The sequence below is a fragment of the Cryobacterium sp. PH31-L1 genome (assembly GCF_030063145.1).
In the GTDB taxonomy this organism is placed as follows: domain Bacteria; phylum Actinomycetota; class Actinomycetes; order Actinomycetales; family Microbacteriaceae; genus Cryobacterium.
Genome location: NZ_JASISM010000001.1, coordinates 575,443 through 589,419 on the forward strand (window position 1 = coordinate 575,443; position 13,977 = coordinate 589,419).

The following is a 13,977-nucleotide window of genomic DNA, read 5'->3' on the forward strand; positions in this document are numbered from 1 at the left end:
CTTAAGTCAATCAGAGGAGCTCCGAGTGGCCCACGCCATGTCGACCGGGTCGGGTGTCGTGCTCGACCTCATTCGCGCGGGCACCGCGACTACTCGCCCGGCACTGATCGACGAGCTCGGCTGGTCGCGCATCACCCTCGCCCGCCGGCTCGACGAACTGCTCGCGGCCGACATCATCATTGTCTCCGGACAGAGTGATTCCCGCGGCGGTCGTCCGGCCGAGAGTTTCGCGATCAACAGGGACGCCGGCCTGCTGCTCAGCGTCGACATCGGCGGCTCGCACACCCGCGTCGCCGTGACCGACCTGGTCTCGACCATTCTCATCGAAGACCAGGCCGACATCGGTCTCTGGGAAGGCCCGGACACCGTGTTCACCTGGGCCAACCAGGTATTTGACTACCTGTTGCGCCAGCTCGGCAAGACCCACGCCGACGTGCGGGGGATCGGCGTGGGCGTTCCCGGTCCAGTGGATGCCGCGACCGGCCGGCTCGCCGCCCCCCAGATCGACGCGCAGTGGAATGACGTGCTCGTGCAGAACTATTTTCCGGCCGACTACACCGCCATTTTCGCCGTCGACCGTGACGTGAACATCATGGCGGTCGCGGAATCGCGGCTCGGCTGGCCGGAACACCGGGACCTCACCGTGCTCAAGGTTGGCCTCGGCATCGGCTGCGCGCTCGTGCTCGACGGCCGGGTCTACCGCGGTGCCCGCGGCGGTGCCGGCGACTTCTCCCACATCTTTCGCTACGGTGACGAGTTGTGCAGTTGCGGGCAGCGCGGCTGCCTCGAGGCCGTTGCGAGCGGTTATGCCATTCGCCGCGAGCTCAACGCCCTCGGCTACCGAATTCGCACCACCGGCGACATCGTGTCGCTCTCCCGCATGGGCTCACCGGACGCCGTGCGGATGCTCGCTGCCGCCGGCGCCGAGATCGGCCACGCCCTCGTCGACGTTGCCGGGCTGTTGAACCCCGCAATGATCGTCATCGGTGGCCAGCTCGCCGAGGCCGGCGACCCCTACCTATCGTCGTTGCGGGAGGCCCTGCTCGCGCACGTGCGCGCCTTCTCCGGTACCGGCCTCACCGTGGAGCCGAGCCGGCTCGGCAACAAGGCCGGCGTTCTCGGGGCCTCGCTCATCGCGCAGGACGCCCTGTTCGAGGCCGACCGCATCAGTCACCTCACGCGCTGAGTACTTTCGTCCCGACTTCGGATCACTTGTAGACAAAAGTTCCGATTTCACATTAGGCTCGGAGACACGGCACCAAATATTTGGGGCAGACGACGTGGTCTTGCAGTTTGAGGGCCCGAACCAAGGAGTCAGGCATGGCAGTCAATCTCGCCGACGAACTCGACCAGGCATCCATTCGCACCCACGTCGTCGCCGCCGATTGGCAGGCCGCGATCACCCTGGCCGGCGATGCGCTCGTGGCCGGTGGCGTCACGACCGACGACTACACCGCCGAGATGATTGCTGCGGTGGACAAGCTCGGCCCCTACATCGTCATCGCGCCCGGCCTGGCCATCGCCCACTCCCGCCCATCTCCCGCCGTGCTGCGCGCCGGCCTCAGCTGGGTCACCCTCGACGAGCCGGTGGAGTTCGGCCACAAGAAGAACGACCCGGTCTCGCTCGTTATCGGCCTGGCCGCCCCCGACCACGACGGCCACCTCGAGATGATGCAGGCCCTCGCCGGGGTGCTGATGAACGCCGACCTGCTCGCCGCGCTCAAGGCGTCCGATTCGCCGGCCGAGGTTCTCGCGCTCATGTCCAACCCCGAACTGCTCACAGAAAAGGCACACTCATGAAGATCATTGCGGTCTGCGGAATGGGGATCGGTACATCCGTTCTCTTGAAAATGAACACCGAGAAGGTGCTGCGCACACTCGGCATCGACGCCGACGTTGAGGCCGCCGACATTGGCGTGGCTCGCGGCATGGCGCGCGACGCGGAGATCGTACTGACGAGCGAAGAGCTCGCCGAGGAGATCGGCGATGTCGAGGCCCAGGTCATCGTCATCGACAACTTCTTCGACCTTGAAGAAATCACCCAGAAACTCACCGACGCACTCGAATAATCCTGTTTTATCAACCGCACGTCTGAGTAAGAAAGGGAGCACCCCGACATGGAGTGGTTCTTAGTCATTCTGGATTTCATCGGCCAGCAGATTTTGAATGTGCCGGCCTACCTGGTGGGCATCATCACGGCCGTCGGGCTCATCGCCCTGCGCCGCCCGGTCGGAACCATCATCGGCGGCAGCCTCAAGGCAGCCCTCGGCTTTCTCATTCTCGGCGCCGGTGCCGGTGTGGTTGTCGCCTCACTCACCCCGCTCGGCGACCTGATTCTCAAGGTCACCGGCGCGCAGGGCGTGATTCCGACCAACGAGGTCATCACGGCCCTCGCCGCCGAGGAATTCGGAGCGACCAGCGCCTACGTGCTCGTCGTCGGATTCATCGTCATGCTGCTTCTGGCACGATTCACCCCACTCAAGTACGTGTTCCTCACCGGGCACCACATGGTCTTCATGGCCATGATGCTCGCGGTCGTGCTCTCGGTCGGCTTCGGATCCGAGCTCAGCTGGCTCGTTGTCGTCATCGGCGGTGGCCTGCTCGGCGTGATCATGGTGGTCATGCCGGCCTTCGCCCAGCCGTGGACCAAGCGCATCACCGGTGATGACACGATCGCCATCGGCCACTTCGGCACCCTCGGCTACATCGCTGCCGGCGCCGTCGGTCAGGCAGTCGGCAAGCGTAGCAAGAGCACCGAGCACATCAACTTTCCGCAGAACCTGCGCTTTCTGCGCGACTCCATGGTGGCTACCTCTGTTTCGATGGTCGCCATCTACATGGTCTTCGCCGTCTGGGGCCTCATCGCCCTTCCTCGAGCGGATGCCCTCGCTATCTTCGGTTCCGTCGACGGCGGCGCGTTCATCATGGCCGCCTTCGCCCAGGCCCTGCAGTTCGGCGTGGGTGTGGCCATCATCCTCTACGGTGTGCGCACCATCCTCGGCGAGCTCGTACCCGCGTTCCAGGGCATCGCCGAAAAGGTCGTTCCCGGAGCCCGCCCCGCGCTCGACATTCCGATCGTCTTCCCGTTCGCGGCCAACGCCGTACTCATCGGTTTTCTGGCGTCCTTCGCCGGCGGCCTGATCAGCCTCGGTGTGCTGGCCATCTGGCTCGGCCCCGTGTTCGGTCTCGCGCTGATTCTGCCCGGCATGGTGCCGCACTTCTTCACTGGCGGTGGTGCCGGTGTCTACGGCAACGCCACCGGTGGTCGCATCGGTGCCATGGTCGGTGGTTTCGTCAACGGAATCCTCATCACCATCCTGCCGGCTATTCTGCTGCTGGTGCTCGGCAGCTTCGGCTTCGCCAACAGCACCTTCGGCGACGCGGACTTCGGCTGGTTTGGCACGCTCATCGGCGTGAGCCTGCTCGGCGACAACACCGCCATCGGCGTGATGCTCACCGTGCTCATCGGCGTGGTGTTGGTCGTCGCTGCGATCATCTTCCAGGTCAAGGTCACCAACACGGGCTGGATGCCCGGCGCCAAGCACACCGCTTTCGTCGACGCTATCGAAGCCGACGTCAAGGCAGCCGCTGCGGCAGCCAAGGCCGAGGCCAAGGCATCACGCCTGGCCGCCGCCGAGACCGCAGTGTCGGCCGACAAGCCCGCGTAGCTATTTACTCGAAAAGGGGTCGCACCGATCGGTGCGGCCCCGCTTCTGCGCCGGTCAGGGCACGAGCACGATTTTGCCGACGTGAGCGGATGATTCCAGCCGGCTCTGCGCATCCGCTGCGTTCGCGAATGAGAATCGGCCGTCGACCACCGGTCGAAAGTCGCCCGACGCGATCCAGGGCCAGACCGCCGACTCGAGCGATCGCACGACGGCAATTCGTTCGGCCAGCGAACGGGCACGCAGCGTGGTTGCCCAGTATCGGGCACGCTTCTGCATGAGGCGCATCGGTTCGAACGTGGCTGGCTCGTTGCTCTGGTTGGCGATCACCATGATGGTGCCGTTCACCGCAACCGCCTCGATGTTGCGTGCCGCGTAGCCGCCGCCCATGATGTCGAGGATAACATCGGCGCCGCGCCCGTCGGTGGCGGCCTTGACTTCGGCGACGAAATCCTGCTCGCGATAGTTGATCAGGGTTTCGGCCCCGAGCCTCTCACACACGGCGAGCTTTTCTGCGGAGCCGGCCGTCACAGCCACGCGGGCCTCCATCAGGCGAGCGAGCTGAATTGCGGTGGTGCCGATTCCGCTGCCGCCACCGTGCACGAGCAGCGTCTGGCCCGGGGCGAGTTCGGCGCTCATGAACACGTTCGACCACACCGTAGCCAGGGCTTCGGGCAGGGCAGCAGCGTCGACGAGGTCCATCGACAGCGGCACGAGCAGTGCGAGGCCTTGGTTCACCACGACCTCGGTGGCATAACCGCCGCCGGGCAGTAGTGCGCAGACCCGGTCGCCGACGCCGAACCGGGTCACGTCATCGCCGACCTCGGTGACCACACCCGAGACCTCGAGCCCGGGCCATTCCGGTGAGCCGGGAGGCGAGGGGTAGTGGCCCTCGCGCTGCATGATGTCAGCGCGGTTCACACCCGCGGCGGCCACCTTGATTCGAATGTCGTCGGGCCCCATCTCGAGGTCGGGCACGGTTGAAAGGGTGAGGGCTTCTGGCCCGCCGGGGGAGTTGACGATGATTGCGCGCATGCCCGCAGCCTACGCGTGCCGTGTGACACGGGGCCCTCAAACGGGACCTTCGGCACTACACCCACGGCCCCGGCCGGAGTTGACTGGAACTGTTCCTGTTCCCCACCGAAGGCAAAAATGCTCCGCACCAGCAGACCACACCGGGCCCGACGAGTCATCCTCATCACGATCGGGTCGGTCGTTGGAGTCGTCGCCCTCGCCCTCGGCGCTGTGCTCACGGTCGGTGGAATCTTCGTGCCGGCGACCTACCTGCAGCCCTGGGCGACTTCGTATGCCGACCAGTTTCCTGACCCGCGCGTGAAGGTGGTCTCCCAGGCTCTGCTCGCGCCGAGCGGGCACAACATGCAGCCCTGGACCATCACCCTCGACGAGTCCAACCCCGATGTGCTCTACCTGTATGCCGACCCGACCAGGCTGTCGCCCGCCGTCGACCCGCTCGCTCGCCAGGTCATGGTCTCGCAGGGGACATTTCTAGAGTACCTGCACGTTTCTGCCGCCGAGCTCGGTTACGCCACGGCGTTTGATCTCTTCCCCGACGGCGATTATGACGAAACCGATCTCGAAGCATCAATGAGCGCGCTGCCCGTTGCCCGCATCACCCTTGCCGCCGATGCCCAGGCCGCTGCGCCCGATTATGCGTCGCTGTTCCGGTCGGACACGAACCGGGCGCCGTACGCCGACGCAGCGCTAACGGCCGATCAGCTCACTGAGCTCGCTGCGATCAGCGAGACCGGCGCGACGCTGCAACTGCTCACCGACGACGCAGACCAGACAACTTTCGCGGCCTATGGTGTCGAGGGAACCCTGATCGAGACCGAATACGCCGCGGCCACGGCCGAGAGCGCCGCCGTCTTCCACTCCACGGAAGGTGACAAGAACGACGCCCGTTCCGGGTTCGCCGTTGAGGGCCAGGGCACGAACGGATTCATGAAGTACCTGTTGCAGGGCCTCATCACCATCATTCCCTCGCTCAACGGTGACGCAGCCGGCGCCAAGAATGCCATCGCCATGACCCAAGCCGCCGTCGACCACACCGCCGCCTACGGGCTCGTTAGCACCGGCGGCAATACCCGCACGGAGCAGGTACAAGCGGGCGTGCTCTTCGCGCATTTCTCCCTGAAAGCCCGCACCCTCGGGCTCGTCATGCAGCCGCTCAGCCAGGTGCTGCAGGAATACCCGACCATGGCGGTTCCCTACAAAGCCATTCACGAGCAGTACGCGTCGGGCGGCGAAACCATCCAGATGCTCGTGCGCGTCGGAACCCCCACGATCGAATACCCCACCTCGATGCGCCGAGACGCGAAAGCGCTCGTGCACGCTCCCTAAAGCGGATGCCTCCGGGCCGACGGCGAGACGGCTCAGGCGCCCTGCACCGGCAGCTGCAGATAGGAGGCGTGCTCGCCGCCGGTGTGAATGATGTGCTGCCCGGCGTTGGCGCCGACATACTCGGCAATGCCGGGCATCATCGTTCCGAGCAGGTTGCGGGCGCTGATGACAAAGCGCAGCTGTTCGCCGGGGTGAAAGGCCAGCCCGATCGGCAACAGGTCGATCTGCAGCTCCACGATCTCGCCGGGAGTGAGCTTCTCAGTGCGGTCGAAGCTGTGCGCGGGCACGTCATCCGTTGCCAGCGTCGCGTCTAGATGGCGAGCGGATGCCCGCAACCGACCGTCGGAACCCTTGTACCGAAGAATCGTGGCGCCGTGGTCGGTGAGATCGTGGGCCATGGCGCTCTGGTTGGGCACGGTGAATGCCTGCAGCGGCGTGCCGAAGGCGTCGAGTTTCTGCACGAGCACGAACAGGTCCATGTCGTCGGAGCCCTGGGCTTCGACCCAGAGGTGCACCTTCGGATAACCCACCAGCACGGTCTCTTCAGCGAATCGGGTGATGAACGACACTGCGTTGGCGGTGGCGGCAACGTTGTAGGTCGCCGACGCTTGATCGAGGGGCGCTTCGGTGGTCAGGGCGCGCGAACGGCCGTTGAGGTAGTACCTGGTCAAGGTGACGTCGGCGGGAGGGAAAGTGTCGGCGGTCAGGTTGACTCGGTCACCGCCCTCGAGGTCTAGTACGGAATAGCGCACGCGCGGCGTCAGTTCCCACCCGTTGTTTTCCTCCTTGAGAAAGTGGCCGAAGAAGCGGCGCAGATCTTCCCGGTTCGCCTCGTCGTAGTAGTCGGGCCATTCCTGGCTGTTGTGCACGCGCATCCACTTGTCGGTTGAGGCCATGCGGCGCCAGGCCCGAAACGTGCCAGCAGTGTGTAGCGTGTTGGAGTAGCTGGCCACGACGTAGGCCGGCACGGTGATCTTGGCGAAGTCGGGAATCTTGTTCTCCCAGAGCTCGGTCATGAGCGGGTAGCGCTCGGCCTCGGCCAGGATGTCCTCCTTCTGGTTCTTGCCGAAGAAGCTGCCGTTCTGCAGCATGCCGGCAAAGCCGGTGTCGGGCATGCCGCCGCGCAGCACGAGGTCGCGGTAGACGTCGCTCACGCCCTCCCAGGGGTTGATCGCGGCCAAGTGCGGCGGCTGTTCGGCCGCGGTGAACCACTGCGCCACGGCGAGGTAGGAGGTACCGCTCATGCCGACCTTGCCGCTGCACCACGCCTGCTCGGCCAGCCACTCGATCAGGTCGTAGCAGTCGCGGCCTTCCTGGCGATCCCACACCACGCTGTTGCCGTCCGAGTCGACGACGCCGCGGATGTCGGGATTGCAGATCGCGTAGCCCTGCGCGCACCAGTAGGCCGGGTCCGGCCCTTCGAACTTCTCCAGGCCCGAGACGATTCCATTGGAGAGCCCGACCAATCCGAACACGCCCATCACGCTCATCGACGTGCCCTGACCCTTGCCGTAGGGGCTCCAGGCCACGATAACCGGCACTTTCTCCGCGCCGGCCGGGCGAAAAATGTCGACGTGAATCGTGACGCCGTCGCGCAGCTGCACCGCGACATCCTTTTCGAGAACGATGTCCACGGGAATGGCGGCGAACTGTGGCGCGATCTGAAAGCCCGCCTTCAGCGTTCGCGTGCCGGCATCGAAGCTGGTGAGCGCACCCGTTCGGCCAGGCGGCAGCGGGTGGGACGGTACAAAAATATTCTGGTCGTCGCTCATGGTGAACTCCTTCGTGGGCTTCGCGGGGCGAGCTCGTGCCTGCCTGACTGAGAGCGTACGTGCGCCGGGCCTTAAACTCAACAGGCGTTGATATATTTCTTGCCACGAGTTAGATTAGAGACATGAAGCAGACAGTTCGCCGCGGCCGTCGACCCGGCGTGAGCAGCACCCGCCAGGCCATACTCGACGCAGCCCGCGCCCGGTTCGCCAGCGACGGTTTCACGGCAACCACCATTCGAGTCGTCGCAACGGATGCCGACGTCGACGCGTCGCAGGTCATGCAGTTCTTCCGCTCGAAAGATGAACTGTTCGCGGCCGTCATGGCCATTCCGCCGACCGCCCTCGAGCTGTTCAACACCGCGTTCCAGGGGCCCGACGAACACCTCGGCGAGCGGGTGGTGCGCGCCTACCTCAGCGCTTGGGAGGGCGCGCCCGAGCAGTCCGAACCTCTCATGGCCATGCTGCGCGGTGCGATCGTGAACGAGCAGGCCAGTGAACGCCTGCGCGGTTTCATCGAATCTCGACTGGAGAGCGGCACTCGGGCCAGCGCCGGGCCCGAGGCGGCCCTGAGAGCCGGCCTGGCCTCCTCCATGCTCGTGGGCATCGTTACGAGCCGGCGCATCATCGGGGTGCCCCTGCTCGCCTCTGCCGACACCGACACGCTCGTGGGCATCGTCGCGCCCGCGATCCAACAGATTCTGGTGCCGCAGGAGCTCAAGGCATAACCTTCCACGCAGCGGATGCTGCGGGCCCTGACCGCTGCTCGCTCACGATCCGCGCGCTCACGCCGCGTGCAGCACGGAGCAGCCAGGGGTCGCCGTCTCGCGCCCACCGGGCCAGCGCTGCATCCGCTCTTGATCGATTGGGTCCGGTCAGGTGCAGCACCAACGGGAACACGACGTCGAACGTGAGCGGATCCGCAAGTTCGGGCACAGCAGCACCGCGCAGAAATCCCTCTATGCGCGTGAGATCGGTGTTGTCGAGCCGGGTCACGTTCGACTGCAGCAGTACGATCGCGGCGAGGCGTCGTTCGAAGACCGGCATGTTCCACAATTCGGAACTCAGCGCGGTCACCTCGTCGTGGGTCATGTTCCTGTGGCGGCGGGCCAGGTCGCGAATGGTTCCACGCACGGCGCCCACGGAGGCGCCGTAGACGTCGAGCTCGGTACCCAGCTGCGCCTGCCACTCGGCAGCCCGTTCCCAGGTGGATTCGTACTGCAGCGTGCGGTCTACAAAGTCGCCGGCGTCAGTCATCCGTCTATTCTGCGCGAATCGCGGCCAAATCGGCCGCAGCGCGAGCGGACCGAATGATGACCACGATCAGGGCCAGCAGGGCAGCCGCACTCACCAGGTACAAGACCATGCCCCACGGGGTGTGATCCCCGCCCGAAATCATGAACGTGTCGGCCAGCGACATGCCGGGGCCGAACGAGACAAAGAAATGCCCCGGCGCGGCGAACACCAGCAGCACCAGATAGGCCGCCACGACCGGCCACACCCGACTGGTGCGGCGCATGGTCGCGACCAGCAGGATCGCCCCGGCCAGCAGCAGCCCGAGGCCAGCCCAGGTGACGACTCCGTTTGCGCTGAGGCTCTCACCGGCGAGGGCCATGTCGGCGCGGATCTGCCCGAGCGTCGCGTCCGGCACCGCCGCGAGCGGATTCCACACCAGAATCTGCAGCGCCCCGGTAATTGCATACACCGCAACGACCGCGAAGCCCACGATCCCCGCTAGTACCGCCAGACGCGGTGGTCGTGTTTCGGTGGTACTCATCAAGTAAGCGTACCGATCATCCGCTTAGAGGAGCTGCTGCCGGCATTTCAATGCACCAGCGCCAGCAGCAGCGCGACGGCCACGAACAGCACGCCGAACGTGCGGTTGAGAATCAGCTGCCCGCGAGCGGTGTTCGTGAAGCGCTGAAACGTCTTCGCCGCCACCGCGAAGAACAGCCACATCACGATCACGTCGATCAGCACCACCGTGACCGTGAGCACGAGGTACTGGGGGAGCAGCGGCTGCTCGGGCCGAATGAACTGCGGCATGAACGCGAGAAAGAACACGAGCGCCTTGGGGTTCAGCAGGTTGACCCACAGGCCGCGGCGAAACATCGACCCGGCCGGTTCGCGTGTGCGCGGTGCAGCCAGGTCCCGCGTTGGGTCGGGCTTCTGCACCAATAAACGGATGCCCAGAAACACCAGGTAAGCTGCCCCGGCATACCGAATCACATTGAACAGCACGGGAGAATTGGCCACGAGCACGCCCACGCCGAGCGCCACCACAGCCACGTGCACTACGAGTGCCGCCTGCTGCCCGAGGATTCCCCAGATCGAGCGACGAAACCCGCTGGTCAGCGAGTTGTTCATAGTGTTGATCGCGCCAGCGCCCGGGGTGAAGCTGATCAGCACGCCGGCGCCGACGAGGGCCAGCCAGAGGGAAAGTTGCACACGTTAGCGTAGCGCGGGTGCCGCTGAGAAAGCGGATGCCCGAGCGGCGAAATCCCGTCATGTGTTCGTATGCAATTTCGTACAGAATTCCCGATATTTGTGAGAATCCCTCGACTTCACGGGGTGTCCTTGGTACACTTGTTCTATGAGCCAGAGCGGCGACACCCCCCAGCACCAGGGAGTGATCGATCGTTTCGTGCAGGGTCTGCCCGATTCCGAATGGTTCATTTCTGCAAAAAACCGCGTCTGGGCTGAGGCGTTCCGGGCAGAGTGCGAAGCGGCCTGCCCGGCCGAGCCCGAAGCCGAAGCCGAAGCCGAAGCGGCCGCGCAGGCACGGGCTCCGCAGCTACCTGATGGCCCGCCGATCCCGGCCGGTCTCGACCTGACAGAGGTGTTCGCGGCGGTGCCGCCCGAGCACCTGTTCGACGAGAACCTCCGCGAAGAGGCCCTGTACGCCGATTACGTCGCTCATACCCTCTATGTCGACCATGCCCGGTTCGACCCATTCGGTCAGGCCTCCGACGATTGGGCCCCCGACGATTGGGCCCCTGACGATCCGGCCCACGCGGGCCCGGCCGACGAACGCCCGGCGGGGCCGAACCCGCTCGAGGGCCTGACTCCGTTTCAGCGGCATCAGGCGCAGTTAGTCGATCGGGTGCTGTTCCTCGAGAAAGTCATAGCGTGGGCGCAGGCCAGCAAAGCCGAGGTTCTCGCCGAAGCGTGGGACTACACCACCCAGACCGCCCAGACCGGGCGCGCGCATGCCGGTCCCGGGCACGAGCACGATTGGGACGACGCCTTTGCCGCGCAGCAGGGCCTGGTCGCGGAGATGGCGTGCGCGCTGCGCATCCCGAATGGCTCCGCGTCCGGCTTGTTCCGGGAGAGCCGCCAACTGGTGGTCGAGCGTCCCGACACCCTCACCGCGCTCCGCACCGGCGATATCTCGCTCCGGCACGCCCGCCGACTACTGGACCAGCTCGACTCCGTGCCCGAATCCGCCCGCGACCAGCTGGAAACGGTGCTGCTGCCCCACGCCCAACGTCTCACTCCCACGCAATTCGACGGCAAGGCCCGCAAACTCAGGGAACGTTTCCACCCCGACAGCATTACCGTGCGCCGCGCCCGATGCCTGTCCGATCGCAAAGTGCTGTTCTTTCCCGACAAAGATGGCATGGCCACGCTCTGGCTGCGCGGTGCCGGCGACGACCTGCAGGGCATCTACACCCGCGTCACCGACGCCGCGATCAGCCTGCAAGGCCCCGATGAACCCCGCACCCTCAGCGAACTCCGCGCCGATGTCGCCGTCGACCTGCTCCAGCAGGGCGTCACCAGCGCCGGCCTCGGCGCCGGCCTCACCGCCAACGTCAACATCACCGTTCCGGTGCTCACCCTGATGGGCAAGAGCGAGGAACCCGGCGACCTCGAAGGTTACGGCCCAATCGACCCGGAGACCGCCCGCAAGCTGGCCGGCACCGCAACCAGCTGGCTGCGAGTTCTCACGCACCCGCACACCGGTGTCGTGCTCGACGTCAGCAGTGAACCGTTCCGGGTGCCGGCCGCGTTGAAGAAATACCTCCGGCTCCGAGATGGAACCTGCCGGTTCCCCGGCTGCAACCGCTCCGCCGGCCACAGCGACCTCGACCACACCATCGATAAACAATTCGGTGGCCCCACCACCGCGACGAACCTGCACTTTCTCTCGCCCGCCCACCACAATCTGAAGCACTTCAGCGACTGGAAAACCGTCGCCGACCCCGACGGTACCCTTCACTGGACCAGCCCAGCCGGCAAACACTACGCCACCGACCCCGCCACCCGCATAAGCTTTCCGCGACCACCAACCGCGCCACCGGCCGTCGCATCGTCACAGGCAGCAGCGCCACACCAGCCGGAATTCCCGCGCGACCCGTGGAACCCCGCCACCTGGAATATCGACGACGCAGATCCAACCCCGTTCTAACCCCGCGATCCCAGACTTGTCCAGGTCCGGCGATTCTCGCGCGACGGCCATTATGTCGACGCGTCGCCCGACGTGTAACGGCCTTGCCGCAGCTTGCCGACCTGCATAAGGTGCGAGCATGAAAATCGGATACAAGCTGATCGCCGAGAGCTTCGGGCCGCAGGAACTCGTTCGCCAGGCCGTGCGTGCCGAACAAGCCGGATTCGACTTCGTGGAGATGAGCGATCATTTTCATCCCTGGGTCGAAGCCCAGGGGCACTCGCCATTCGTCTGGAATGTGCTGAGCGCTATCGCCGCGAAGACCACGACGCTGGAGATCGCCACAGGTGTCACCTGCCCGAGTGTGCGGTACCACCCGGCGATCATCGCTCAAGCGGCCGCAACGCTCGCGCTGCTTTCCGACGGTCGCTTCACGCTCGGTGTCGGGTCGGTGAACGGCTCAACGAGCACATCGTCGGTCGCGGGTTCCCCGGCATCCACGAACGGCACGCCATGTTCGACGAGGCGCTCGACATCATCCGGCTGCTCTGGCAGGGCGGCTATCAGAACTACGACGGCCGCTACCTTAAGCTCGAAGACGCCCGCATCTTCGACCTGCCCGACACACTGCCGACCTTGGCCGTGGCCGTCAGCGGCCCGAAATCCGTCGCACTGGCCGCCGAACACGGTGATGGCCTCTTCGCCGTGGAACCGAAGGGTGAGCTGGTCGACGGTTACCGCGACGCAGGCGGTACCGGGCCGCTCTACTGCGAAGCTCCACTCGCGTGGGCACCCACCGAAGAAGCCGCCGTGACGGCAGCTCACGCAACGAATGCGTGGTCGGTCACCGGCTGGAAGGTGATGGCTGAACTGCCCAACCCGCTGAATTTCGAGGCGGCGGCCGCAACGGTTCGCGAGCAAGACATCCGCGAGCAGTTTGCCTGCGGCCCCGACGTGGAGCGGCACCTCGAGGTGATCGGCCAGTTCACCGATGCCGGCTTTGACCACGTCGCGCTCATGAACGCCGGGCCCGACCAAGACGGCTTCTTCGACTTCTTCGAAAGCACGCTGCGGCCCCGCCTGCTCTCCGCGGGTAGCCGATGACGCGCCGACGCGCTGTGCTGTTCGACATCGACGGAACCCTGGTCGACTCGAATTACCTGCACGTTGAGGCGTGGCACCGGGCGTTCCAAACGTTGGGCGTCGACGTTGAGGCGTGGCGCATTCACCGTTCCATCGGTCAGGATTCCGGCCAAATGCTCGACTCGCTGGTCGGCGACCGTGACACGCACTGGCTGACGGAGGCGAAAAGCCTGCATGCCCAAAGCTATGCAGCCCTGGCCCCGCAATTACGAGTGTTCGCGCAGGCCCGCGAGCTGCTGAGCGCGCTCGCCGAACAGGGCTACATCGTCGTGCTCGTTACCTCCGCACCGGAGGACGAACTGCAGATTCTGCTCGACCTGCTCGACTCAGCTGACGCCATTCACGCCACCACGAACTCCGACGACGTGGAAGTGGCCAAAACCGAGCCCGACATTGTGCGGGTAGCGCTCGATCGCGCCGGCGTGGAGCCAGCGGAGGCGGTCTTCATCGGCGACTCGGTCTGGGACATGGTGGCGGCGTCCCGCGCCGGAGTGCAGCCGTTCGCCATGCTCTGCGGCGGCATCGCCGAGCAGATGCTGATCGAAGCGGGTGCTGCCGCCATCTTCGAAAACCCGGCCGACCTTCTGGCGCGACTGCCCGACCTCGGGCTCGGTGGCTGAACGCGGCGCCAACTCGACCTTCGACGCGGCGT

14 protein-coding genes and 1 pseudogene are annotated in these 13,977 nt (G+C 65.5%); 10 read left to right on the plus strand and 5 right to left on the minus strand.

What is annotated here, in order from left to right; genetic code table 11:
* Positions 1-25 precede the first annotated feature (25 nt).
* The 4 genes from QMF22_RS02780 (at position 26) to ulaA (ending at position 3,668) form a co-directional block, all read left to right on the plus strand.
* Positions 26-1,186 (plus strand): ROK family protein, encoded by a 1,161-nt coding sequence (locus tag QMF22_RS02780; RefSeq protein WP_283450124.1) that lies wholly within the window; start codon positions 26-28, stop codon positions 1,184-1,186.
* 134 nt (positions 1,187-1,320) lie between these two features.
* Entirely contained in the window at positions 1,321-1,800 is a 480-nt protein-coding gene (locus QMF22_RS02785) for a PTS sugar transporter subunit IIA (protein WP_283450126.1), read from the plus strand.
* Positions 1,797-2,069, plus strand: coding sequence for a PTS sugar transporter subunit IIB (locus tag QMF22_RS02790; protein ID WP_104089755.1), 273 nt, complete (start codon positions 1,797-1,799; stop codon positions 2,067-2,069). Before QMF22_RS02785 ends, QMF22_RS02790 begins: the two co-directional genes overlap by 4 nt.
* A gap of 48 nt (positions 2,070-2,117) precedes the next feature.
* The gene (ulaA, locus tag QMF22_RS02795) at positions 2,118-3,668 is read left to right on the plus strand and encodes a PTS ascorbate transporter subunit IIC (protein ID WP_283450131.1); all 1,551 of its coding nucleotides are present in this window, start codon (positions 2,118-2,120) and stop codon (positions 3,666-3,668) included.
* Between the two features lie 54 nt (positions 3,669-3,722).
* On the opposite strand, the gene QMF22_RS02800 is transcribed toward ulaA, so the two are convergent.
* On the minus strand, positions 3,723-4,700 hold the full coding sequence (locus QMF22_RS02800; RefSeq protein WP_283450133.1) for an NAD(P)H-quinone oxidoreductase: 978 nt from the start codon (positions 4,698-4,700) through the stop codon (positions 3,723-3,725).
* A gap of 117 nt (positions 4,701-4,817) precedes the next feature.
* On the opposite strand from QMF22_RS02800, the gene QMF22_RS02805 reads away from it, so the two are divergent.
* The gene (locus QMF22_RS02805; RefSeq protein ID WP_283450135.1) at positions 4,818-6,026 is read left to right on the plus strand and encodes an Acg family FMN-binding oxidoreductase; all 1,209 of its coding nucleotides are present in this window, start codon (positions 4,818-4,820) and stop codon (positions 6,024-6,026) included.
* Between the two features lie 32 nt (positions 6,027-6,058).
* On the opposite strand, the gene QMF22_RS02810 is transcribed toward QMF22_RS02805, so the two are convergent.
* The gene (locus tag QMF22_RS02810) at positions 6,059-7,798 is read right to left on the minus strand and encodes a CocE/NonD family hydrolase (protein ID WP_283450137.1); all 1,740 of its coding nucleotides are present in this window, start codon (positions 7,796-7,798) and stop codon (positions 6,059-6,061) included.
* 122 nt (positions 7,799-7,920) lie between these two features.
* Here QMF22_RS02810 and QMF22_RS02815 point away from each other — a divergent pair, with 122 nt between their 5' ends.
* A complete protein-coding gene (locus QMF22_RS02815) occupies positions 7,921-8,523 on the plus strand; it encodes a TetR/AcrR family transcriptional regulator (protein WP_283450139.1) in 603 nt (200 codons plus the stop codon).
* On the opposite strand, the gene QMF22_RS02820 is transcribed toward QMF22_RS02815, so the two are convergent.
* The 3 genes from QMF22_RS02820 to QMF22_RS02830 are packed head-to-tail and all read right to left on the minus strand — an operon-like array spanning position 8,513 to position 10,243.
* Entirely contained in the window at positions 8,513-9,052 is a 540-nt protein-coding gene (locus QMF22_RS02820; protein WP_283450141.1) for a DNA alkylation repair protein, read from the minus strand. The two genes, QMF22_RS02815 and QMF22_RS02820, sit on opposite strands and share 11 nt — an antisense overlap.
* Positions 9,053-9,056: 4 nt before the next feature.
* Positions 9,057-9,572 carry a hypothetical protein gene (locus QMF22_RS02825; RefSeq protein WP_283450143.1) on the minus strand — a complete coding sequence of 172 codons (516 nt, stop codon included), beginning with the start codon at positions 9,570-9,572 and terminating at the stop codon, positions 9,057-9,059.
* Between the two features lie 47 nt (positions 9,573-9,619).
* Positions 9,620-10,243, minus strand: a complete 624-nt coding sequence (locus tag QMF22_RS02830) for a LysE family translocator (RefSeq protein ID WP_283450145.1) — start codon at positions 10,241-10,243, stop codon at positions 9,620-9,622.
* 145 nt (positions 10,244-10,388) lie between these two features.
* Here QMF22_RS02830 and QMF22_RS02835 point away from each other — a divergent pair, with 145 nt between their 5' ends.
* The 4 genes and pseudogenes from QMF22_RS02835 to QMF22_RS02845 all read left to right on the plus strand — a co-directional run bounded on the left by QMF22_RS02835 (position 10,389) and on the right by QMF22_RS02845 (position 13,945).
* Entirely contained in the window at positions 10,389-12,203 is a 1,815-nt protein-coding gene (locus tag QMF22_RS02835; protein WP_283450147.1) for an HNH endonuclease signature motif containing protein, read from the plus strand.
* A 118-nt stretch (positions 12,204-12,321) separates the two neighbouring features.
* Positions 12,322-12,582, plus strand: a pseudogene (locus QMF22_RS17445) (LLM class flavin-dependent oxidoreductase); the annotation flags it as partial.
* Positions 12,583-12,677: 95 nt separating this feature from the next.
* Positions 12,678-13,286, plus strand: a complete 609-nt coding sequence (locus tag QMF22_RS02840) for a TIGR03557 family F420-dependent LLM class oxidoreductase (protein WP_283450737.1) — start codon at positions 12,678-12,680, stop codon at positions 13,284-13,286.
* Positions 13,283-13,945, plus strand: coding sequence for an HAD family hydrolase (locus tag QMF22_RS02845; RefSeq protein ID WP_283450149.1), 663 nt, complete (start codon positions 13,283-13,285; stop codon positions 13,943-13,945). The genes QMF22_RS02840 and QMF22_RS02845 overlap by 4 nt, the downstream gene beginning before the upstream one ends.
* Positions 13,946-13,977: the final 32 nt, after the last annotated feature.